The sequence below is a fragment of the Amycolatopsis sp. NBC_01307 genome, assembly GCF_035975215.1.
In the GTDB taxonomy this organism is placed as follows: Bacteria; Actinomycetota; Actinomycetes; order Mycobacteriales; family Pseudonocardiaceae; genus Amycolatopsis.
Genome location: NZ_CP108403.1, coordinates 997055 through 1022502, shown reverse-complemented (window position 1 = coordinate 1022502; position 25448 = coordinate 997055). Strand labels below are relative to the sequence as shown.

General features: G+C 73.6%; 3 protein-coding genes. All 3 read right to left on the bottom strand.

The window, feature by feature from the left end; genetic code table 11:
• Positions 1-86 precede the first annotated feature (86 nt).
• The 3 genes from OG439_RS04195 to OG439_RS04190 are packed head-to-tail and all read right to left on the bottom strand — an operon-like array spanning position 87 to position 25437.
• The gene (locus OG439_RS04195) at positions 87-14855 is read right to left on the bottom strand and encodes a type I polyketide synthase (protein WP_326947994.1); all 14769 of its coding nucleotides are present in this window, start codon (positions 14853-14855) and stop codon (positions 87-89) included.
• Positions 14852-15142 carry a hypothetical protein gene (locus tag OG439_RS50000; RefSeq protein WP_442792281.1) on the bottom strand — a complete coding sequence of 97 codons (291 nt, stop codon included), beginning with the start codon at positions 15140-15142 and terminating at the stop codon, positions 14852-14854. Before OG439_RS50000 ends, OG439_RS04195 begins: the two co-directional genes overlap by 4 nt.
• Positions 15139-25437 carry an SDR family NAD(P)-dependent oxidoreductase gene (locus OG439_RS04190; RefSeq protein WP_442792322.1) on the bottom strand — a complete coding sequence of 3433 codons (10299 nt, stop codon included), beginning with the start codon at positions 25435-25437 and terminating at the stop codon, positions 15139-15141. The genes OG439_RS50000 and OG439_RS04190 overlap by 4 nt, the downstream gene beginning before the upstream one ends.
• Between the last annotated feature and the right edge of the window lie 11 nt (positions 25438-25448).

Here is a 25448-nt window from a genome sequence, read left to right as displayed (position 1 = left end):
TTCGCGTCAAGCCTAAATGGAGGACCCCCAGGTCATTAACCCCTACCGGAGACCCTAGGGGTGCGAGATCTCCGGCAGGGCGGTGGTCAGGAAAGCTGGGCGAGCCAGTCGTTGACGTGCTTGGCGACGACCTCGGCGTGCTCTTCCAGCATCGTGTAGTGATTTCCTTCGGTCTCCGCCTCGGTGGTGGCGGAAACCCACTTCGACCGCCAGTCTCCGGCGGGCCATTCCGGCATCGGCTCGGCCGCGGTGACGAGCAGGACCGGAACGGTGACTTCGGGGGCGCGCCATTGTTCGAACAATCGGAAATAGGCGCCCATCGCGGTGAGCCGGTCGTCGTCGACCGGCGCGTACCGGCCGTCGCGGTCGGCCATGCCGCCCATCAGCCCGGGCAGCAGCGCGTCGATTCCTTCGCCGCCCGGCGCGTACCCGTCGAGGACGACCAGCGCCTGCGGGCGCAGGCCGCGTTCCGCCAGCCGCGCGGTGACGGCGTGGGCGAGAACCGCCCCCGACGAATGCCCGGCCAGCACGAACGGCCCGTCGCCGGCCCGCTCGGCGACGGCGTCGGCGATCAGCTCGACCGCCGCGTCCGCCGAGGCCGGAAGTGCTTCCCCGGTCCCGAATCCGGGCACCGACAGCGACGACACACCACGCACGCCACGCAGCGCGGCGCCGATCCCGGCGTACTGGTGCGGACCGGAGATCGCGGTCATCGACGGGACGCAGATCAGGCTCGGCTCGGCCGTCTCCGGCGCCAGCCGCACCAGCGACGCGGCGGACGCGCCGGTGGGCCGGAACCGCGACGCCGTCATCAGCATGCTGACGAAGTCGCCCGCCTGACCCTGGGCGCAGGCTTGCCGGAACAACGCGCCGAGCGTGCTCGCGGCCGGAGCCGCGGCCATGGTCGAGAGCCGCTCCGCCAGGTACCCGGCCAGCGCGTTCGGTGTGCCGAACTCGTAGACCAGCGCGGGCGGCAGGTCGAGGCCGGTCAGTTCGGTGAGCCGGTTGCGCAGTTCGACCGCGGTGAGCGAGGCGAACCCGAGTTCGAGGAACTCGCGATCGGCCTCGACGGCGTCCGCGGAGCGGTGACCGAGCACGAACGCGGCCTGTTCACGGACGACACCAAGCAGGATCTCGACCCGCTCGGCGGCGGTCGCCGAGCCAAGCCCCTCCAGCGCGCCGAGACGGACCGGTTCCGGCTTGGCCTCGACGACGGGGGCCAGCACGTCCAGGAACGCGGCCGGCCGGGTGGCACGCAGCGCGGGAGCCACGGCCGCCCAGTCGACGTCGGCCAGCACGAGCCCACGCTCACCCCGCCCCGCCGCGGCACGCACCGCGGCCAGCAGGTGCTGCGGATCGAGCGGAGCCACACCCGGCGTGGTCGGCGTGCCCTCCCAAGGCCCGGTGGCGACGCACAGCGTGCCGGCCCCCCGCTGCTGGGCGAGCACGGTGAGCCGGGCACTGGCTGCGGCGTCGACCGCCGCACCTGCCCCACCCCAGACGCACGCACCCGGCACGAGCACCAGGAACGCCTCGACGTCTTCGCCGACGTCGAGCGCTTCGCCGACCTGCTCCTGCACGGCCGCTTCGAACGCACTCGGCGTGAGCGTGTCCAGAGGCGCGGGCGAGGACGGCGTCACGAGGTGAACGACCGTGCGAGCGCCCGCGGTGACATCGCGGGTCGGTTCGGCGCCGAGGCCGGTGAGCCAGTCCTCGACCGACTCCGACACGGCCCCGGTGAGCAGCACCAGGCCTTCCGGCGTCCAAGACGTACCCGCGTCGCCGAGCGGCGCGCGCACCAGCCGCCGGGCGAGCACGCCCGCCGACCGCACTGCGACCTCCTCCTCACGACCGCCGCCGGTGAGCACCGCGCCCACCCGGCGCCAGTCCGCGGCCGTGGGCGCGGTGGGCAGGTCGAGCAGGCCACCCCAGCGGTGCGGGTACTCCTGCGCGGCCACCTGGCCGAGCGCCCAGACCTGCGCCGCACCCGGCGTCGGCACCGCGTCGGCCGTCCCGGTCCGGACGGCGCCGCTGGACAGGCACCACAGCGGCGCCTCGACCCCGGCGTCGCCGAGCGCCTGGACCAGCGCGGTGCTGAGCGCGAGCCCGTGCGTCTCGTCCAGCGACAGCAGCGAAAGCACGCCGCCGACCGGGCCGTCGAGCACCGTGCGCAGGCCACCGGCGAGCAGGTCGCGGTCGGCGTCGGTGTCGTCCAGCGCCACCCCGGCCGCGGTCGCGCCGAGGCTTTCGAGCAGCCGCACGGCACCGGCGACACGCTCGTCCTCGGCGTGCGTAGCGGGCGCCACGACCAGCCACGTGCCCGACGTCGTGCCACCGGCCGGTTCGGGGATCGAGTGCCACTCGGCCCGGTACTGCCAGCTGTCCACAGTGGACTCGGTGCGCCGGCGGCGGTGCCACGCGGACAGCGCCGGGAGCACGGTGTCGAGCGCGGCCCGGCCGTCCTCGCCGACGTTCAGCGCTTCGGCCAGCGCACCGGCGTCGGCGCGTTCGACCGACGCCCAGAACGCCGAGTCGGGCGCCGTCGCGGCGGCCACGGGTGCTTCGGCCCGCAGCCAGTAGTGCTCCCGCTGGAACGCGTAGGTGGGCAGGTCCGCCCGGCTCCCGCCCCAGCCCGCGGCCCGCGTCGCCCAGTCGAGCCGGACGCCGCGGACGTGCAGCGCGGCCAGCGCCGCGGCGAACGCGGCCGGTTCCGGCCGGTCGCCCCGCAGGGCCGGGACGACCAGGACCGCCGGGTCGTGGTCGAGCGACTCGCGGGTGAGGCCGGACAGCGGCGCGTCCGGTCCCAGCTCGACGAACGTCCGGACGCCCAGGTCGTGCAGCGCGGCGACGCCGTCGGCGAACCGGACCGCGGCGCGGACGTGCCGGACCCAGTAGTCCGCGTCCACCTCGGTGAGCAGCTCGCCGGTGACGTTCGAGACTATCGGTGTAACCGTCTTACCGTATGACAGAGACTCCGCTATACCGCGGAACTCCTCGAGCATCGGCTGCATCCGCGCGGAGTGGAACGCGTGGCTGACGCTCAGCCGCTTGGTCTTGCGGCCGAGTCCGCGGAAGTGCCCGGCCAGCGCGAGCACGGCGTCCTCGTCACCGGAGACCACAGTGGACTCCGGGCCGTTGAGCGCGGCGATCGAAACGCCGTCGCCCAGGTGCGGGTGGACCTCGTCCTCACCGGCCTGCACCGCGACCATCGCGCCGCCCGCGGGCAGCGCCTCCATCAGCCGGGCCCGGGCGGTGATCAGCTCGGCCGCGTCGGCCAGCGACAGCACCCCGCCGACGTGCGCGGCGGCGATCTCGCCGACCGAGTGCCCGAGCAGGTACGCCGGGCGCAGCCCCGCGTGCTCGGCCAGCCGGTACAGCGCGACCTCGATCGCGAACAGCGCCGGCTGCGTGTACCCAGTGCGGTCGAGCAGGTCCGGCTCGTCGATGATCGTCTTCAGTGGACGGTCGAGGTGCCGGTCCAGCGCCACGCAGACGTCGTCGAACGCGGCGGCGAACACCGGCTCGGTCGCGTACAGCTCGCGGCCCATGCCGGCGCGCTGGCTGCCCTGCCCGGAGAACAGCACGGCCACCGCCCCGGCGTGCCCCGCCGTCCCGCGCAGGACACCCGGGCCGTCGGAACCCTCGGCCACGGCGCGGACGCCGTCGAGCAGCTCGTCGCGGTCGGCGCCGAGCACGACGGCCCGGTGCTCCCAGGTGGCGCGGTGCGCGGCGAGGGTGCGGGCGACCGCGACCGCGGACAGCTCCGGTTCCCCGGCGACGTGACCGGCCAGCCGATCCGCCTGCTCGCGCAGCGCGGCGGCAGTCCGCCCGGAGATCAGCCAAGACAGCACCGAAGAGTCCTCAGTGAACTCTTCGGGCACGGCAACCGAAGGCGCCTGCTCGATGATCGCGTGGGCATTGGTGCCGCTCACGCCGAACGACGAGACGCCGGCCCGGCGCGGGCGGCCGGTCTCCGGCCACGCGCGTTCCTCGGTCAGCAGCTCGACCGAGCCCGCCGTCCAGTCCACTTGGGACGACGGCGCGTCGACGTGCAGCGTCTTCGGCAGCACGCCACGGCGCAGCGCCTCGACCATCTTGATGATGCCGCCGACGCCCGCCGCGGCCTGCGTGTGGCCGATGTTGGACTTCAGCGACCCCAGCAACAGCGGTTCGCCGGAGCGGTCCTGGCCGTACGTCTCCAGCAACGCCTGGGCCTCGATCGGGTCGCCCAGCTTCGTGCCGGTGCCGTGTGCCTCCACGGCGTCGACGTCCGATGTGGACAGACCGGCCGTCGCCAGCGCCTGGCGGATCACCCGCTGCTGCGCCGGGCCGTTCGGCGCGGTGAGGCCGTTGGACGCGCCGTCCTGGTTCACCGCCGTGCCGCGGACGACCGCGAGCACCTCGTGGCCGTTGCGCCGCGCGTCCGACAGCCGCTCCAGCAGCAGCATGCCGGCGCCCTCGCCCCAGCCCGTGCCGTCGGCGGCGTCGGCGAACGACTTGCACCGGCCGTCCGAGGACAGCCCGCGCTGGCGGGAGAACTCGATGAACACGTTCGGCGTGGCCAGCACGGTGACGCCGCCGGCCAGCGCGAGCTCGCACTCGCCGGACCGCAGGGCCTGCGCCGCGAGGTGCAACGCGACCAGCGACGACGAGCACGCCGTGTCGACGGTGACTGCCGGGCCCTCGAGCCCGAAGGTGTACGACAGCCGCCCGGACGCGACGCTGCCCGAGGTGCCGGTGCCGAGGTAACCCTCGACGCCCTCCGGCACGGAAGCCAGCGAAGTCGCGTAGTCGTGGTACATCACGCCGGCGAAGACGCCGGTCCGGCTGCCGCGCAACGTGCCCGGGTCGATCCCGGCGCGCTCGAAGGCCTCCCACGACGTCTCCAGCAGCAACCGCTGCTGCGGGTCCATCGCGATCGCCTCACGCGGCGAAATGCCGAAGAAGGCCGCGTCGAACTCGCCCGCGTCGTAGAGGAAAGCGCCTTCACGGGCGTACGAGGTGCCCTGGTTGTCCGGGTCGTCGTCGAAGAGGCCGGCGACGTCCCAGCCGCGATCGGCCGGGAAGACCGAGATCGCGTCGGTGCCCTCGGACACCAGCCGCCACAGGTCCTGCGGGCCGCGCACGCCGCCCGGGTACCGGCAGCCCATGCCGACGATCACGACCGGGTCGTCGGCCGTGGCCGCCTTCCGGGCCACCGTCCCGGTCCGGGCCGTGCCGGCCAGCCGGCGGTCGAGCTCGGCGGCCAGCGCCGCGGGCGCCGGGTAGTCGAAGACCATCGTCGCGGGCAGCCGGAGGCCGGTGGCCGCGCCGAGCCGGTTGCGCAGCTCGACCGCGGTCAGCGAGTCGAAGCCCAGCTCGCGGAACGCGCGGTCCGGGTCGACCGCCTCGGCCGACGCGTGCCCGGCGACCGCGGCGGCCTGGCCGCGGACCAGGTCGAGCAGGAACGCCGCGCGCTCGGCGGCGGGCAGGCCCGCCAGCCGCGCCTCGACCGAATCGACCTGGGCCGCGCCCGCGAGCGCCGCCGTCCGCCGGCCCGGCGCGCGGACCAGGCCGCGCATGACCGGCGGAATCATCCCGGCCGCGGCCTGCTTGCGCAGCGCCGGGACGTCGAGCCGCATCGGCACGACCAGCGCGTCCGGCGCGCCGATGGCCGCGTCGAACAACGCCATGCCCTGCGCCGACGACAGCGGGGCGACCCCGCCGCGGCTCATCCGGCGGACGTCGACGTCGTCGAGTTCGCCGGTCAGCGCGCTGCGCTCCTCCCAGAAACCCCAGGCCAGCGAGACCGCGGGCTTGCCCGCGGCGCGCCGGCGCTGGGCCAGGGCGTCGACGACGGCGTTGGCCGCGGCGTAGTTGGCCTGCCCGGCGCTGCCGAGCAGCCCGGCGGCCGAGGAGAACAGCACGAACGCGCGCAGGTCGCGGTCCGCGGTCAGCTCGTCCAGGTGCAGCGCCGCGTCCGCCTTGGGCCGCAGCACGGTGTCGAGGCGCGCTTCGGTCTGTGCCTCGACGACGCCGTCGTCGAGGACCGCCGCCGCGTGGATCACCGCGGTCAGGTCGGGCACCCCGGCGAGCAGCTCGGCCAGGGCGTCGCGGTTGGCGACGTCGCAGGCCGCGATGGTCACCTCGGCACCCAGCCCGGTCAGCTCGGCGGCCAGTTCCGGCGCGCCCGGCGCGGCCCAGCCCTGACGGCCGGTCAGCAGCAGCCGGCGGACGCCGTGCGTGGTCACCAAGTGCCGGGCCAGCAGCGAGCCGATCGTGCCGGTGGCCCCAGTGACCAGCACCGTGCCCTCGTCACCCAGGACGTCCACAGTGGACTCCGCCGGCGCCAGCCGCGGCACCAGGACCTGGCCGCCGCGGATCGCCCGCTGCGGCTCGTCGCCGGTCAGCGCGCCGTCCGGGAGGCCGCCCGCCGGGTCGAGGTCGAGCAGCAGGAACCGCCCCGGGTGCTCGGACTGCGTCGAGCGGAGCAGGCCCCAGACGGCCGCGGCCGCGACGTCGGGCGACTCGCCGTCGATCGCGACGGCGCCGCGCGTGACCAGCACCAATTGTCCGGTGAAGCGCTCGTCGGCCAGCCAGCCGCGCACCAGTTTCAGCGCGCGTCCGGCGTTCGCCCGGACGTCGTCCGCGGCGAAGCTGACCAGCACCAGCTCGGGCTGGTCGGCCTCGGCGAGGGCGTTCGGCGTGTCGTGGCAGACCGCGCCGAACGCGCCGGCCAGGCCGAACGGGTCCTCGCCGAGCACCGCCACCGACGGCGTCTCCTCCGTGACCGGAACGTCGGTCCAGGTGACGCGGAAGAGCGAGTCCGCGGCGGCCGACGTCGCGGGTGCCGCCATCGGCCGCAGCACCAGCGACTCCACCGACACCACCGGCCGGCCCGCCGGGTCGGCCGCCGACAGCGCGAGGCCGTCGGTTCCGGACGGCGCGAGCCGGACCCGCAGCGAACTGGCGCCGGACGCGTGCAGCGTGACCCCGGTCCAGGCGAACGGCAGGCGTCCGCCCTCGACCAGTCCCAGCCCGGCGGCCTGGACGGCGGCGTCGAGCAGGGCCGGATGCAGGCCGAACGCGGCCGCGTCGGCGCCGTCGGGCAGCGTCACCTCGGCGAACACCTCCACCCCGCGCCGCCAAGCCGCGGTCAGGCCCTGGAACACCGGCCCGTAGGCGAACCCGTAGTCGGCCAGGCCGTCGTAGTAGCCCTCCAGCGACACCGCTTCGGCGCCCGCGGGCGGCCACTCGGTGTCCACTTCGGACTCCACCGCGCCGGAACCGAGCACCCCGGACGCGTGCCGCGTCCACGCCTGCTCGTCCAGCGACTGCTCTTCCCGCGAGTACACCGTGAACGCGCGCATCCCGTTCGGGTCCGGCTCGCCGACGACGATCTGGAGCAGCACGTGGCCGGTCTCGGGCAGCACCAGCGGGGCGTGCAGGGTCAGCTCGTCGAGGCGGTCGCAGCCGGACTGGTCGCCGGCCCGGATCGCCAGCTCGACGAACGCGGTCCCGGGCAGCAGCACCGCGTCGCCGACGACGTGGTCGGCCAGCCACGGGTGCGTCTGCCGGGAGAGCCGGCCGGTGCACAGGTATCCGGCGTTCTCGGCGAACCCGACCGCGGCACCCAGCAGCGGGTGCGCGACGGCACCCAGTCCGGCCGACGACACGTCCGCGAACGCGGGTGCGGCCGGCTCCGGCCAGTAGTGCTCGTGCTGGAAGGCGTAGGTCGGCAGGTCGGCGCGGCGGGGGCCGGAGCCGGCGAACACCGCGGCCCAGTCGACGGTGACGCCGTGCGCGAACGCCTCGGCCAGCGCGAGCAGCAGCCGGTCGCGGCCACCCTCGTCACGGCGCAGCGTGCCGCTGACGGTGGCCGTCGAACCGGCGTCGTCGATGGTCTGCTGGATCCCGACGGTCAGCACCGGGTGGGCGCTGACCTCGACGAACGACTCGTGGCCCAGCGCCAGCAGGGCGCGGGTGACCTCCTCGAACCGGACTTGCTGCCGCAGGTTGCGGTACCAGTACGCGGCATCCAAAGTGGACGTCTCGACCGGACCGCCGGTGACCGTGGAGTGGAACACCGTGTCGGTGTCGCGCGGCCGGATCGGGGCGAGCAGCCGCAGCAGCTCGTCTTCGATGGCCTCGACGTGCCCGCAGTGCGACGCGTAGTCGACGGCGATCCGGCGCGCGCGGACGTGGTGGCCGCGGCAGTGCTCGACCAGCTCGTCGAGCGCGTCGGCGTCGCCGGACACGACGGTCGCTTCGGGCCCGTTGACCGCGGCGATCGAGATCCGCCCGGTCCACCCGGCCAGGAGTTCTTCCGCACCGGCGCGGGAAAGCGCGAGCGAGACCATCCCGCCGCGGCCGGACAGCGCCAGGATCGCCTGGCTGCGCAACGCGACGACGCGGGCGGCGTCCGAAAGGGACAGTGCCCCGGCGACGGCGGCCGCCGCGATCTCGCCCTGCGAGTGCCCGATCACCGCGGCCGGGCGGACGCCGTAGGCGCGCCAGACCTCGGCCAGCGAGACGTTGATCGCCCACAGCACCGGCTGCACGACGTCGACCCGCTCGATGGGTACGGCCGCGCGGACGACGTCCAGGAGCTGGAAGTCGACGAACGGCGCGAGCGCGGCGGCGCACTCGGCCATCCGCGCGGCGAACACCGGCTCGGTCTCCAGCAGCTCGACGGCCATGCCGGGCCACTGCGAACCCTGGCCGGGGAACACGAACACCGGCCGCTCGCCGCGGGCGAACCCCTGCGAGACGCCGTGCCCGGCGATGCCGCCGGCCAGCGCGGCGAGCCGCTCCTTCAGCTCCTCGGCGTCGCGACCCACCACGACCGCGCGGTGCTCGAACACCGACCGCGTGGTGGCCAGCGCGTGGCCGACGTCGACGGGGTTGCCGTCCACAGTGGCCAACCGAGCCGCCTGGGCCCGCAGCGCGGCTTCGGTCCGCGCGGTCAGGACCCAGGGAATCGCGCCCCGGTAAGACGGTTCGACAGTCTGGACGTCCATTTCGGACGGTGCTTCGATGATCGCGTGCGCGTTGGTGCCACTGACGCCGAACGCCGACACGGCGGCGCGACGCGGGCGGCCGGTGTCCGGCCACGCGCGCTCTTCGGCGAGCAGCTCGACCGCGCCCGAAGCCCAGTCGACGTGCGGCGTCGGCTCGTCGATGTGCAGCGAGCGCGGCAGCACACCGTGCCGGATGGCCTGGACCATCTTGATCACGCCGCCCACGCCGGCCGCGGCCTGCGTGTGCCCGATGTTCGACTTGAGCGAGCCGAGCCAGAGCGGTTCCGTGCGCTCGCGGCCGTAGGTGGCCAGCAGGGCCTGCGCCTCCACCGGGTCGCCGAGCGTGGTGCCGGTGCCGTGCCCTTCGACGACGTCGACGTCCGAAGTGGACAGTCCGGCGTTGGCCAGGGCCTGGCGGATCACCTTCTGCTGCGCGGGCCCGTTCGGCGCGGTGAGACCGTTGGACGCGCCGTCGGAGTTGACCGCGCTGCCCCGGACGATCGCGAGCACCGGGTGCCCGAGCCGGCGGGCGTCGGAAAGCCGTTCCACGACGAGCATCCCGGCGCCCTCGCCCCAGGCCGTGCCGTCGGCGGCGGACGCGTACGGCTTGCACCGGCCGTCCTTGGCCAGCCCGCGCTGGCGGGAGAACTCGACGAACGGCCCCGGCGTCGGCATCACCTGCACGCCGCCGGCCAGCGCCATCGAGCACTCGCCGCTGCGCAGCGCCTGCACGGCCCAGTGGAGCGCGACCAGCGACGACGAACACGCCGTGTCCACGGTGACCGCCGGGCCTTCGAGGCCGAGCGTGTAGGCGATCCGGCCGGACATCACGCTGGACGACGTGCCGGTGAGCATGTAGCCCTCGGCGTTCGCCGTGCTGCTGGTGAGCACCGAGGTGTAGTCCTGGGTGGCGCCGCCGACGAACACGCCGGACCGGCTGCCGCGGAGGGTTTCCGGGTCGATCCCGGCGCGTTCCAGCGCCTCCCAGGCGATCTCCAGCAGCAGCCGCTGCTGCGGGTCCATGCTGAGCGCCTCACGCGGGGTGATCCCGAAGAACCCGGCGTCGAACAGGCCCGCTTCGTGCAGGAAAGCGCCTTCACGGGTGTAGCTCGTGCCGGCCGACTCGGGGTCGTCGTCGTACAGCGCGTCCAGCGCCCAGCCGCGGTTGTCGGGGAACGTCGAGATCGCGTCGCGACCTTCGGCGACGAGGTCCCACAGCTGCTCCGGCGTCGAGATCCCGCCCGGGTAGCGGCAGGCCATCGCGACGATCGCGATCGGCTCGTCGGTGGCTCCGACGGCGGTGACCTGCGCCGCGTCGGTCGCGACGCCGAGCACCTCGGCACGCAGGAACTCCGCGAGCACCCGGGGCGAGGGGTAGTCGAACACCAGCGTCGTCGGCAGGGTCAGGCCGGTGACGGCCGTGAGCCGGTTGCGCAGCTCGACCGCGGTCAGCGAGTCGAAGCCGAGTTCACGGAACGCCTTCTGCGCGCCGAGGCCGTCCGCCCCGGCGAAGCCGAGCACCGCGGCGGCGTGCTGCGAGATCAGGTCGACGAGCAGGTCTTCCTGGTCGGCGGCCGACATCCCGCTCAGCCGCGCGTGCAGCGCGGACGCCTCGGGTGTGCGCTCGGCGGCGGCCTGCTCGGCCGCCGCCCGGAGCGCGCGGACCGCGGGCAGCTCGTCGAGCAGCGGGCGCGGCCGGGCCGCGGTGAACGCCGGGAAGAACCGCTCCCAGACGACGTCGGCGACGGCCAGGAACGTCTCGTCGCGCTCCAAAGCCTGGCGCAGCGCGGCGATCGCGAGCTTCGGGTCCATGGCCGGGACCCCGCGGCGGCGCATCTGCTCCCCCGCCTCGCCCTCGGCCATGCCGCCGTCGGCCCAGGCGCCCCACGCGATGGAGGTGGCCTTGAGCCCGCGGGCGCGACGCTGCTCGGCGAAGGCGTCGAGGTAGGCGTTGGCCGCGGCGTACGCGCCCTGGCCACCGCCGCCCCAGACGCCCGCGTTGGAGGAGAAGAGCACGAAGGCGTCCAGCTCGGGGAAGACGTCTTCGAGCGCCTGCGCACCGCTGATCTTGGCGGTGGCGATCCGGGCCAGGTCGTCGAGGACGAGGTCGTCGACGGCGCCGGTCTCGCCGAGGCCGGCCGCGTGGAAGACCGCGGTGACCGGGTCGTCCAGGCTCGCGGCGAGCGCGGTGAGGGCGTCGCGGTCGGCGGCGTCGCAGGCCGCGACGGTGACGCGGGTGCCCAGCTCGGTCAGCTCGGCGGCCAGCTCGGCCGCGCCCGGGGCGTCCGCGCCGCGACGGCTGGTGAGCACGACGTGCGCGGCCCCGACGGAGGCGAGCCAGCGCGCGACGTGCGCGCCGATGGCCCCGGTACCGCCGGTGATCAGGACGGTCGCGCCGTCCGGCCGCCAGCCCTGCCGACGCGAGACGGTCCCCGCGGCGGGCGCGGGCACCAGCCGTCGCGCGAGGACGCCGTTGTCGCGCACGGCGACCTGGTCCTCGGTGCCGGTCAGCACGGCGGCGAGCCGGGCGGCGGCGCGGTCGGAGACCTCGGCGGGCAGGTCGACCAGGCCGCCCCAGCGCTCGGGCCGTTCCAGGCCGAACACCCGGCCCAGGCCCCAGACCGCGGCCTGGGCCGCGGACGAGACCGGCGCGACCGCACCGGCAGTGGCGATCCACAGTGGAGTGTCGCCCAGGGCCCGCATCAGCTCGGTGGTGGCCGCCAGCCCGGCAGGGACCGACGCGGCGTCCGGGTGGGGACGCTCGTCCAGCGCCAGCAAGGAAAGCACGCCGTCGACAGGCTCGGTTTCCTGGTCGATACCGGTCACGACACGGACGTCGACACCGGCCGCGCGCAGCGCCTCGGGCCACGCGGTCTCGACGCCCTCGGGGACGACGACGAGCCAGGTGCCCTGAGCGACTCCAGCCGGTTCCGGCAGCGGGTTCCACGCGATCCGGTACCGCCAGCCATCCACAGTGGACTCTTCGGCGGCCTGGCTGTGCCACGCCGACAGCGCGGGCAGCACCGCGCTCAGCGGGTCGTCGGCGTCGACGGCCAGCGTCGCGACCAGCTCCCCCAGGTCACCGCGATCGACGGCGGCCCAGAAGGCGGACTCGAGCGCGTTCGTGGCCCCGAACGCCGCGCCGGCGGGGAGTTCCGGCGCGTCGAGCCAGTACCGCGCCCGCTGGAACGGGTACGTCGGCAGGTCGACGCGCTTCGGGCTGATCCCGGCGAAGAGCGCGGACCAGTCCGGCGACGCCCCGGCCGCGATGGCCGCGGCGAGCGCGTGCCGCACGGTCGTCTCTTCGTCACGCGTGGCGCGCAGCGCCGGGACGGCGGTGACGGTGCCGGTCAGGCACTCCTGCGCCATCGCGCAGAGGATGCCGTCCGGCCCCAGCTCGACGAACGTCGTGACACCGCGCTCTTCGAGCGTGCGGACGCCGTCGGCGAACCGCACCGCACGACGGACGTGGCGCACCCAGTAGTCCGGGTCGGCCAGCTCTTCAGCCGTGGCGAGACGTCCGGACACATTGGACACGACCGGAATGCGCGGCTCCTGGTAGGTCAGGGTTTCCGCGACGGCGTAGAAGTCCTCCAGCATCGCGTCCATGCGGGGGGAGTGGAAGGCGTGGCTGACCGTGAGCAGCTTGGTCTTGCGGCCCAGGGCGGTGAAGTGGTCGGCGACGGCGAGCACGGCGTCGTCGTCACCGGAGATGACGGTCGAAGCTGGGCTGTTGAGCGCGGCGACGCTCACCGCGTCGGTCAGCAGCGGGGTGATCTCGTCTTCGGTTGCCTGGATCGCCACCATCGCACCGCCCTCGGGCAGCGCCTGCATCAGCTCACCGCGCGCGGCGACCAACGCGACCGCGGCCGGCAGGTCCAGCACGCCCGCGACGTGCGCGGCCGCGATCTCACCGATCGAGTGCCCGATCAGGAAGTCCGGCGTGACGCCGAAGTGCTCGAACAGCCGGAACAACGCGACCTCGACGGCGAACAGCGCGGCCTGCGTGTAACGGGTCTTGTCCAGCAGCCGCTCGGGGTCGTCGAACAGGACTGTCTTGAGTGGAGTGTCCAACCGGGACCCGAAGGCGGCACAGACGGCGTCCAGCGCCTCGGCGAACGCGGGCTGGGAAGCGTACAGCTCGCGGCCCATGCCGACGCGCTGGCTGCCCTGACCGGTGAACAGGAACGCGGTCTTGGCGCCGGCGACCCCGGTGATCGCGCCGGGCTCCCCCGCGGCGATCGCGTCAAGGGCGTCGAGGACCTCACCGGGTTCGTCGGCGAGGACGACCGCGCGGTGCTCGTGCAACGTCCGGGTGGTGGCGAGCGAGTAGGCGACTTCGGTGACGTCGAAATCGTCAAGCTGCTCACGCAACTGCGCGGCCTGGGCGCGCAGGGCCGCGTCGGACCGACCCGAGACGACCAGCGGAACCCGCCGCCCGTCGTTGGTGGGCTCGTCGACCTCGGCGGGTTCGGCCTGCTCGACGATCACGTGCGCGTTGGTGCCACTGAACCCGAACGAGCTGATCCCGGCGCGTCGAGTGCGGTCGACGTCCGGCCACGCGCGCTCTTCGGCGAGCAGCTCGACGGCGCCGGACTCCCAGTCGACGTGCGGGGTCGGCTCGGCCAGGTGCAGGGTCTTGGGCAGGACGCCGTGGCGCATCGCCTCGACCATCTTGATGATCCCGGCAACGCCGGCCGCGGCCTGGGTGTGGCCGAGGTTCGACTTGATCGACCCGAGCAGCAGCGGCTCGCCGACGCGGTCCTGGCCGTAGGTCGCGAGCAACGCCTGGGCTTCGATCGGGTCACCCAGCTGGGTCCCGGTGCCGTGCGCCTCGACGACGTCGACGTCCGAAGTGGACAGTCCGGCGTTCGCCAGCGCCTGGTGGATCACGCGCTGCTGCGACGGCCCGTTAGGCGCGGTCAAGCCGTTGGAAGCGCCATCTTGATTGACCGCCGAGCCCCGGACCACCGCGAGCACCGGGTGCCCGTTGCGGCGCGCATCAGACAGCTTCTCCAGAAGCAGCACACCGGCGCCCTCACCCCAGCCGGTGCCATCGGCATCCGCGGAGAAGGCCTTGCACCGGCCGTCGGAGGCGAGCCCACGCTGCCGGCTGAACTCGACGAACGCCCCCGGCGACGCCATCACCGTCACACCGCCGGCCAACGCGAGCGTGCATTCCCCATTGCGCAGAGCCTGTGCGGCGAGATGCACGGCGACCAGCGAAGACGAGCAAGCCGTGTCCACGGTGACCGCCGGCCCCTCGAGCCCGAGCGCGTAGGACACGCGGCCGGTGACAACACTGCCCGCGGTACCGGTGGACAGATACCCCTCGACGCCCTCAGGCACAGCCAACAGCCGAGTCGCGTAGTCGTGGTACATCACGCCGGCAAACACACCGACACGACTGCCACGCACGGCGGCGGGCGGAATCCCGGCGCGCTCGAAGGCCTCCCACGACGTCTCGAGCAGCAACCGCTGCTGCGGATCCATCGCGACGGCCTCACGCGGCGAGATCCCGAAGAACTCGGGATCGAACTGCGCGGCGTCGTGCAGGAACCCGCCCTCACGGGTGTAGCTCGTGCCCGCGGCATCGGGATCGTCGTCGTAAAGCGCGTCAAGGTCCCAGCCGCGATCGGCGGGAAACCCGCTGACGCCATCCCGCCCCTCGGCGACCAGCCGCCAGAGGTCCGCGGGCGTACGCACCCCACCGGGATACCGGCACCCCATCGCCACAATCGCGATCGGCTCCTGCGCCCCGGCTTCGGCCTCACGCAGGCGGCGCCGCGTCTCGTGCAGGTCAGCGGTCACCCGCTTGAGGAAGTACCTGAGCTTGTCATCGTTCTGTTCGGTCATGTCAGCGCGCCCCTCAGCGTCGAGCCGTAGAAGTCTGTGTGCCGCCGTGCCCCAGCTCCGGCGTGTTGGCCGCCCCGGTAACCGTGTTGGCCGTTGGCGGTGGTGAGTCGGCCGTTCCCATCGACGAGCTGGCCGCTCCGGTCAGCGAGCCAGCCGATCCCGTCAGCGAGTCGGCCACTCCGGTTGGCGAGTTGGCCACTCCCGGCGGCGAGTTGGCCGCTTCGGGCGGCGTGTTGGCCACTCCGGTTGGTGAGTCGGCCGTCGGTGGTCGTGAGTCGAGTGGTCATGAGATACCGAACTCCTTGCCGATGAAGTCGAAGATCTCGTCGTCCGAGGCCACTTCCAGGTCTTCGGCGACCGACTGCTCCTCTTCCGGTTCCGGCTCGGCCCAGGCGGAGGCCAACCCGCGGAGGCGGCCGGCGATCCGGGCGCGGCCGGACTCGTCCGGCACCACCTGCGTCAGCGCGGCGCCGAGCCGGTCCAGCTCGGCCAAGAGCGCGGTGACCGCGGCGGTGCCGTCCGGGGCCAGATCGGCCGCGAGCCGCGCAGCCAGGTCCAGCGGGGTCGGGTGGTCGAACACCAGCGTCGCGGGCATCCGCAGCCCGGTGACCACGGCCAGCCGGTTCCGCAGCTCCACTGCCGTCAGCGAGTCGAACCCGAGCTCCTTGAACGCCCGCGCCGGCTCGACCAGGTCGGCGTCGGCGTGCCCGAGCACCGCGGCGACCTGCCCGCGGACCAGGTCCAGCAGGATCCGCTCACGGTCCTCGGCCGACGCCGTGGACAGCCGCGCGGCCAGCGCCGCCCCGGCCCCCGCCGAGACGTCCGCGCCTCGCCGCGCGGGAGCCCGGACGAGACCCCGCAGCAACGCGGGCACCTCACCCTGCGCGCGAGCCGCGGCGAGGTCGAGCCGCACCGGCACGAGCGCCGGGTCGCCGGTCGCGACCGCCGTGTCGAACAGCGCCAGACCCTCCTCCGCGGACAGTGCGGCGACGCCACCCCGGTGCAGACGCCGGACGTCGGCGCTCCCGGCCATGCCGTCGTCCCACAAGCCCCAGGCGAGCGACGTCGCCGGCAGCCCCCGGGCGTGCCGGTGTGCGGCCAGCGCGTCGAGGAAAGCGTTTGCGGCGGCGTAGTTCCCCTGCCCCGCGTTGCCGAACACGCCCGCCGCGGAGGAGAACAGGACGAACGCGTCGAGGTCGCCGGTCAGCTCGTGCAGGTTGACCGCGGCGTCGACCTTCGGCCGCAGCACGGCGCCGACCCGCTCGGACGTGAGCGCCGGCAGGACACCGTCGTCGAGCACACCGGCCGCGTGCACGACGGCGGTCACCGGGTGCTCGGCCAACACCGCGGCCAAGGCGTCGCGGTCGGCGACGTCGCAGGCGACCATCTGCACCTCCGCGCCCAGTCCCGAGAGGTCCGCCGCCAGCTCGGCGTCCGCACCACGACGGCTGAGCAACAGCAGGTCACGGACGTCGTGCGCGGTGACCAAGTGCCGCGCGAGCACCCGCCCGAGCGCGCCGGTCGCGCCGGTAAGCAGCACCTGGCCGCCCGGCCGGAACCGCGGCACGTCCTCCGGTCGCGACACCCGCGCCAGCCGCGGCGCGAAGACGTCCCCGGCACGCACGGCCAGCTGCGGCTCGTCGGTGGCCAACGCCGCGGCCAGCGCCTTCGAGGACTCGACGTCGTCGTCGAGGTCGGCCAGCCGGAACCGGCCGGGCTCCTCGGACTGCGCGGTGCGGATGAGACCCCAGACCGCAGCGGCGGCGGGGTCCGGCACGGTGTCACCCTCGGCCGCGGCGACCGCGCCCCGGGTGAGCAGCACGAGCTGAGTCGCGGCGAACCGTTCGTCCGCGAGTACGGCCTGGACCAGCGCCAATGCGAACCCGGTGGTCTCGTGCGCGGCCGCGGCGGTGAGCCCACCGGTGACCGGCACGATCAACGTGTCCGGTGCCGATCCGCCATCATCGAGAACATCGGTGAGGGCGGCGAAGTCCGCGTGAGCCACGGCGCCGATCGCCTCGGCTGCGGCCGGGTCGCCGGTGAGCAGAGCGAGCTGCCGGACGCCGTGGGCAACCGGAGCAACGGGCTGCCAGCTCATCCGGAACAACGACTCGACGCTCCCCCCAGCCGGCAGCACAAGCGGCCGGACCACCAGCGACTCGACGCGGGCGACCGGCGTACCGGCGTGATCGGTGACGTCGAGCGCGATCGCGTCCGCACCGGCCGGACGCAGCCGGACCCGCAGCGCGGTGGCCCCGGTGGCGTACAGGGAGACGCCGGACCAGGAGAACGGCAGCCGCGGCCCACCGTCTCCCCCGGTCTTCGTGCTCCCCCGCGACATCGCGTGCAGCGCGGCATCGAGCAGCGCCGGGTGCAGGCCGAACGCCGTTGCGTCGGCATCATCGGGCAGCGCGACCTCGGCGTAGACGTCCTCGCCGTCCCGCCAGATCGCCCGCAGCCCTTGGAACGCCGGCCCGTAGTCGAACCCGGCCAGCGCGAGGTCGTCGTAAATCCCCTCCACCGCAACAGATTCGGCACCCACGGGCGGCCATTCGGCCAGCATCTCCGGGACGGCCGCACCGCTCGCGAGAGCCCCGGCGGCGTGCACGGTCCACGGCTCACCGTCCCCGGTGCGCGAGTGCAGCGCGAGTTCCCGGACCCCGGACTCGCCGGGGGCCCCGACGGAAAGCTGCAGCTGGACGGAACCCTGCTCGGGCAGAACCAACGGCGCGGCAAGCGTCAGTTCCTCGACGCGGTCACAGGCGACTTGGTCACCGGCCCGCAGCGCGAGTTCGACGAACGCCGTGCCGGGCAGCAGCACAGTGCCCCCGACGGCGTGGTCTGCCAGCCAAGGGTGGGTTCGCCGCGACAGCAACCCGGTGAACACGACGGAGTCGTCGCCGGCCAGGTCAACACTCGCACCGAGCAACGGATGCCCGGCGGCACCAAGCCCCGCCGACGCGACATCACCGACCATCACCGGCGGATGCAGCCAGAACCATTCACGCTGGAACGCATAGGTCGGCAGGGCAACCCGCCGCGCCCCGGTCCCGCCGAACACCGCCGTCCAGTCCGGGGTTGCGCCCGCGGCGATCGCGGCGCCGAGTGCGGTGACCGCCGAGGCGACCTCCGGGCGCCCCTTGCGCAGCGCCGGGACCGCCGTCGCAACCACGGTGTCCTGAGCCATCGCGGACAACACGCCGTCCGGCCCCAGCTCCACGAACGTCGTGACCCCAGCCGCCTCCAACGTCCGCACGCCGTCGACAAACCGCACGGCCTCACGAACGTGCCGCACCCAGTACTCGGCGTCGAACTCCGTAACCAACTCACCGGTGACGTTCGAGACAATCGGTATAACCGTCTTACCGTAAGACAGAGACTCAGTTATACCGCGGAACTCCGCCAGCATCGGATCCATCAACGGCGAGTGGAACGCGTGGCTCACCGTCAGCCGCTTCGTCTTGCGGTCAGCGAAGTGCCCAGCGATCGCCAGCACCTCGGCTTCGTCACCCGAAATGACCGTCGACTCCGGGCCGTTCAACGCCGCAACGGTCACACCGTCTGACAGATATACCGAAACCTCGTCCTCGGTCGCCTGCAAAGCCACCATCGCCCCACCGGACGGCAGCGCCTGCATCAGCCGGCCCCGCGCGGCGACCAGAGTCACCGCGTCGGCCAGCGACAGCACCCCGCCAACGTGCGCAGCGACGATCTCGCCGATGGAGTGCCCAGCCAGGTACCCCGGCTTGACGCCCCAGCTCTCGAACAGCCGAAACAGCGCCACCTCGACCGCGAACAACGCGGCCTGGGTGTAGTCGGTCCGGTCCAACAGCGCGTTCTCGTCGAAGAGAACCGTCTTCAGCGGAGTGTCCAAAGTGAACTCAGAACACACCGTGTCCAGAGCAGAAGCGAACACCGGGAACGCGTCGTACAACTCACGCCCCATGCCCGAACGCTGGCTGGCCTGCCCGGTGAACAGGATTGCCAGCCCACCAGCGGTCGTACCGGTCTCGACGGCGCCCAAGGCATCCAGCAGCGCACCGGGCTCCTCGGCGGTAAGCACCACGCGACGCTCATGCAGCGTCCGGGTCGTAGCCTGCGAGAACGCGACATCGGCCACTCGGAAGTCCGTACCCGCCAGGTGATCACGCAGCCGTCGCGCCTGCGAGCGCAACGCCGCGTCGGTCCGGCCGGAGACGACCACCGGCACCGCACGATCCACCCCCGGCACGACGCGCGAAGGCTCAACAGGCGCCTGCTCGATGATCGTGTGCGCGTTGGTCCCGCTGAACCCGAACGACGACACCGCCGCCCGCCGCGGCCGGTCCACCGCCGGCCAGGCCCGCTGCTCGGTCAGCAGCGAGACCGCGCCGGCCGACCAGTCGACGTGCGGGGTCGGCTCGCCGACGTGCAGCGTCCGCGGCACCACGCCACGGCGCATCGCCTCGACCACCTTGATGATCCCGGCGACCCCGGCCGCGGCCTGCGTGTGCCCCAGGTTCGACTTGACCGAGCCCAGCAGCAGCGGTTCGCCGGCGCGGTCGGCGCCGTACGTGGCCAGCAGCGCCTGCGCCTCGATCGGGTCCCCCAGCGACGTCCCGGTACCGTGCGCTTCGACGACGTCGACGTCCGAAGTGGACAGACCGGCGTCGGCAAGTGCCTGGCGGATCACGCGTTGCTGCGACGGGCCGTTCGGCGCGGTCAAGCCGTTGGACGCACCGTCCTGGTTGATCGCGCTCCCCCGGACCACCGCGAGCACCTCGTGACCGTTGCGCCGCGCGTCCGACAGCCGCTCCAGCAGCAGCACGCCGGCGCCCTCGGCCCAGCCCGTGCCGTCCGCGTCGGCCGAGAACGCCTTGCAGCGACCGTCGGACGCGAGCCCGCGCTGCCGGCTGAACTCGACGAACGCGCCCGGCGTCGCCATCACCGTCACACCACCGGCCAGCGCCATCGTGCATTCGCCGGAGCGCAGGGCCTGCGCGGCCAGGTGCACCGCGACCAAAGAGGACGAACACGCCGTGTCGACCGTGACCGCGGGGCCTTCCAGACCGAGCACATAGGACACTCGGCCGGAGGCGACACTGCCCGACCCGCCGGTGCCCAGGTAGCCCTCGACGCCCGGCGGAATCGCGGGCAGCCGCGACAGGTAGTCGTGGTACATCACGCCGGCGAACACGCCGGTTTTGCTGCCGCGCAAGGAAGTCGGATCGATCCCGGCCCGCTCGACGGCCTCCCACGACGTCTCCAGCAGCAACCGCTGCTGCGGGTCCATCGCGATCGCCTCACGCGGCGAAATGCCGAAGAACGCCGGGTCGAACTCGCCCGCGTCGTAGACGAACCCGCCCTCGGAAGCGTGGCTGCTGCCCTCACGATCCGGGTCGCCGCCGAAGAGCCCGGAGACGTCCCAGCCGCGGTCGTCCGGGAACGCCGAGATCGCGTCCCGGCCGTCGCGCACCAGGTCCCACAGGTCCTCGGGGCTGCGCACGCCGCCGGGGTAACGGCAGGCGGCCGCGACGATCGCGATCGGCTCGTCGACGCCGGTCTTCGCGGTGACCGCCTCGGCTTCGGCGACCTCGCCGAGCAGGTCGGTCCGGAGCTGCCCGGCCAGCGCGGCCGGGGTCGGGTAGTCGAAGATCAGCGTCGCGGGCAGCCGCAGCCCGGTGGCCGCGCCGAGCCGGTTGCGCAGTTCGACGGCGGTCAGCGAGTCGAACCCGAGGTCACCGAAGGTGCGGGTGACGTCGACGTCCTCGACGGCCGCGTGCCCGAGCACGGCGGCGATCTGCGTGCGCAGCGTCGCCAGCACCAAGGCTTCGCGGTCGGCTTCGGGCGTGGCGGCGAGCTTGCGCGCCAGCGGCGAGCCGGTCGGCCCGGCCGCCGCGGTCCGCCGCGCGGCCGTGCGGATCAGTCCGCGCAGCAGTGGCGGAACGTCGCCGCCGTCCCGGATGCCGGCCAGGTCCAGCCGGATCGGCACGACCAGGGCCCGCCCGGCGTCCGCGTCGAGCAGTGCCAATCCGTCCTCAATAGACAGTGCGGCGACCCCGCCGCGGCCCAGCCGGCCGACGTCGGCGCCGTCGATCATGCCGTCGTCCCACAGGCCCCAGGCCAGCGACGTCGCGGCCAGGCCCTGGGCGCGCCGGTGGGCCGCGAGGGCGTCGAGGAAAGCGTTTGCAGCGGCGTAGTTCCCCTGCCCCGCGTTGCCGAACACACCGGCAGCCGAAGAGAACAGCACGAACGCGTCGAGGTCTTCGGTCAGCTCGTGCAGGTTGAGCGCCGCGTCGGCCTTCGGGCGCAGGACGGCGTCCAGGCGGTCGGCCGTCAGCGTCGACAGCACTCCGTCGTCGAGGACACCGGCGGCGTGCACGACAGCGGTCACCGGGTGCTCGGCCAGCAACGCAGCCAGCGCAGCACGGTCGGCGACGTCGCACGCGGCCACGGTCACCTCGGCGCCCAACTCACGCAGCTCCGCCACCAGCTCGGACGCGCCGGGCGCATCCGGCCCGCGACGGCTGGTCAGCAGCAGCCGCCGGACGCCGTGCGCCGCGACCAAGTGCAGGGCAACCGCGCTGCCAAGCGCGCCAGTGGCGCCGGTGACCAGCACAGTCCCATGAGGACGGAGCCCGGCGAAGGTCCCACCAGACGCGCTCACGCGGGTCAGCCGCGGCGCGAGCACGCGGCCATCGCGCACCGCGACATACGGTTCACCAGCGGAAACGGCGATGTTCAGCGCGACCGAGCCGTCGGTGTCGACGAGCGCGATGCGGCCCGGGTGCTCCGCCTGCGCCGACCGCACGAGTCCCCCAGCGGCCGCACCGGCGAGATCCGTGACGTCCTCGCCGGGCAGCACCGCGGCGCCGCGGGTGAGCACGACCAGCGACGTCTCGGCGAAGCGGACGTCGGTGAGCAGGGTCTGCAGCAGCGCCAGGGCGAGGTGCCCGCGCTCGTGGACGTCGCCGGTGAGGTTCAGCACCAGGACGTCCGGCGCCGACTCCAGGTCTTCGTCCAACTCGAGGAAGTCGTCGTACCGCTCGATGTCCAGACCAGCGTCCTGGCCGAGCAGCACCCAGCGGCCGTCGACGGTCGTCTCGGCGGGCACCGGCACCCAGTCGACGCCGAACAGCGCGTCGGTACCGCGCTCGACACTTCCCAGCGGACGCAGGGCCAGCGACGACACGGTCGCGACGGGTGCGCCGGTGCCGTCGGCGACGGTCAGCGCGACCCCGTCCACAGTGGACTTAAGACGAACCCGCAGCTCAGTGGCACCGGTGGCGTGCAGCGCTACACCGGACCACGCGAACGGCAGGTGCGCCTGGCCCGGCTCGACGAACGTGCCGAGCCCGATGGCGTGCAGCGCGGCGTCGAGCAGCGCGGGGTGCAGCGCGAACCCGGCGGCCGCACGCTCGTCGGGCAGCGCGACCTCGGCGTAGACGTCCTCGCCGCGGCGCCAGGCCGCGCGCAGGCCCTGGAACGACGGCCCGTAGCCGAAGCCGGCCTCGGCGAGCGCGGCGTAGTGGCCGGACAGGTCGATCGGGTCGCCGGCCGGGGGCCAGTCCCCCAGCGGCTCGGCCGGGATCTCCGACGCGGTCAAGGTGCCTTCGGCGTGCCGCGTCCACGGCTCGTCGGCGAGCGCGTTTTCGAGTCGCGAGTGGACGGTCAGCGGGTACCGGCCCTGCTCGTCCGCGGCACCGACCCACACCTGCAGGTGGACGGCGTCGCGCTCGGGCAGCACCAGCGGCGCGTGCAGCGTCAGCTCGTCGACGCTCCGCGCGCCGACCTGGTCGCCGGCCCGCACCGCGAGCTCGACGAACGCGGTCCCGGGCAGCAGCACGGTGCCGCCGACGGCGTGGTCGGCCAGCCACGGGTGGCTGTCCAGCGCGAGCCGGCCGGTGAGCAGCAGGCCGCCGTCAGCACCGGCGACGCCCACCGCGGCGCCGAGCAGCGGGTGGTCGGCCGGGCCGAGGCCGAACCCGGTGGCCGAGCCGGTGAAGGTCCGCGCCGGGTACAGCCAGAAGTGCTCCTTCTGGAACCGGTAGGTGGGCAGGTCGACCCGCGCGTGGTCGCCGGGCAGCAGCCGCGTCCAGTCGACGCGCGCGCCGGTCGCCCAGGCCAGGCCGAGCGCGGCCACGGCGGTCTCGGGCTCGGGACGGCCGGCGCGCAACACGGGCAGCGCCTGGACGCCTTCAACGGTCTGAGAGGTGAGCGCGGAGAGAACGCCGTCGGGGCCCAGTTCGACGAACGTGCGGGCGCCGGCCTCGTGCGCGGCAGTCACGGCGTCGGCGAACCGGACGGTCTCGCGGACGTTCCGCACCCAGTACCCGGGGTCGGCCAGCTGCGTACCCAGATCCACCGAGGACACCACGGGGATTCGCGGTTCGCTGTAGGTGAGGGACTCCGCGACCGCCCGGAACTCCGCCAGCATCGGGTCCATCAGCGGCGAGTGGAACGCGTGGCTCACGGTGAGCCGCTTGGTCTTGCGCTCGGTGAAGTGCGCGGCGACGGCGAGCACCGCGTCCTCGTCACCCGAGAGCACCGTCGACATCGGACCGTTCACGGCGGCGATCGCCACCCGGTCCGTCAGGTGCGGGACGACCTCGGCCTCGGACGCCTGGACGGCCAGCATCGCACCGCCCTCGGGCAGCGCCTGCATCAGCCGGCCGCGCGCCGTGACGAGCTTGGCGGCGTCGTCGAGCGACAGCACCCCGGCGACGTGTGCGGCGGCGATCTCGCCGATCGAATGCCCGATCACCAGGTCCGGCCGCAGGCCCCAGTGCTCGACGAGCCGGAACAGCGCCACCTCGACGGCAAACAGTGCGGCCTGCGTGAACCGCGTCTGGTTCAGCCGCTCGGCGTCGTCACCGAACATGACGTCGCGGTCCAGCTCCAGGCGCTCGCAGACGGCGTCGAAAGCGGCCGCGAACTCCGGGTAGGCGGCATACAGCTCGCGCCCCATGCCGATCCGCTGACTGCCCTGTCCGGTGAACAGGAAGGCCAGTTTCCCTTCCCCAGCCACACCCGTGACCTCGGATTCGCCGACCAGTACCGCGCGGTGCTCGTGCGCGGCCCGTCCGGTCGCCAGCGCGTAGGCGACGTCGGTGGGGTCAGCCGTCAGCTCGCGGATCGCGTCGACCTGCGCGGCCAGCGCCTCCGGCGAACGAGCGGACACGACCCGCGGTACCGCCGGAACGTCCACTCGCGACAGTTCGGCGGATTCTTCCGCCGGCGCCTGCTCGATGATGGTGTGCGCGTTGGTCCCGCTGAACCCGAACGACGACACACCGGCGCGGCGCGGCCGGTCCACCGACGGCCACTCACGCCGCTCGGTGAGCAGTTCGACCGCCCCGGCCGACCAGTCGATGTGCGGCGACGGCTCGCCGACGTGCAGCGTCTGAGGCAGGACCCCGTGGCGGATGGCCTGGACCATCTTGATCACGCCGCCCACGCCGGCCGCGGCCTGCGCGTGCCCGATGTTGGACTTGAACGACCCCAGCCACAGCGGCTCGCCGGCGCGCTCGGCGCCGTAGGTCGCGAGCAGTGCCTGGGCTTCGATCGGGTCGCCGAGCGTGGTGCCGGTGCCGTGCGCTTCGACAGCGTCGACGTCCGTTGTGGACAGTCGCGCGTCGGCCAGCGCCTGGCGGATCACGCGCTGCTGCGACGGGCCGTTGGGCGCGGTCAGGCCGCTGCTGGCGCCGTCGGAATTGACCGCGCTACCCCGGATCACCGCGAGCACCGGGTGCCCGTTGCGCCGCGCGTCGGAAAGCCTTTCCAGCAGCAGCATCCCGGCACCTTCGGCCCAGCCGGTGCCGTCCGCGTCGGCGGAAAACGCCTTGCAGCGGCCGTCGGCAGCGAGCCCGCGCTGACGGCTGAAGTCGATGAACGCGGCCGGGGTGGACATCACCGTCACGCCGCCGGCCAGCGCCATCGTGCACTCCTGGCGGCGCAGCGCCTGGCAGGCCCAGTGCATCGCGACCAAAGAGGACGAACACGCGGTGTCGACGGTGACCGCCGGGCCCTCCAGCCCGAAGGTGAACGACACCCGGCCCGAGGCGACGCTGCCGGAGCTGCCGGTGCCGAGGTAACCCTCGACGCCTTCGGGCACCATCGGCAGCCGCGAGGCGTAGTCGTGGTACATCACGCCGGCGAAGACACCGGTCCGGCTGCCGCGCAACGAAACCGGGTCGATGCCGGCCCGCTCGAAGGCCTCCCACGACGTCTCCAGCAGCAGCCGCTGCTGCGGATCCATGGCGAGCGCCTCACGCGGGCTGATCCCGAAGAACGCGGGGTCGAACTCGGCCGCGTCGTGCAGGAACCCGCCCTCGGCCGAGTACGACGTGCCGGCGTGGTCGGGGTCCGGGTGGTACAGCTTCTCGACGTCCCAGCCGCGGTCGCGCGGGAACGGCGTCACACCGTCCACACCGGACTCGACGAGCTGCCACAGGTCTTCCGGGCTCGTGATCCCGCCCGGGTAGCGGCAGCTCATCGCGACGATCGCGATCGGCTCGGCCTCGACCTCCTGCAGTCGCTGCCGGGTCTGGGCCAGGTCGGCGGTCACCCGCTTGAGGTAATCGCGGAGTTTCTCTTCGTTCACCATGGCTGCGT

What these genes read in the sequence shown, in the direction of transcription:
- OG439_RS04195 (WP_326947994.1), bottom strand. Translation starts at nt 14,855, where the DNA reads ATGACCGAACAGAACGATGACAAGCTCAGGTACTTCCTCAAGCGGGTG.
- OG439_RS50000 (WP_442792281.1), bottom strand. Translation starts at nt 15,142, where the DNA reads ATGACCACTCGACTCACGACCACCGACGGCCGACTCACCAACCGGAGT.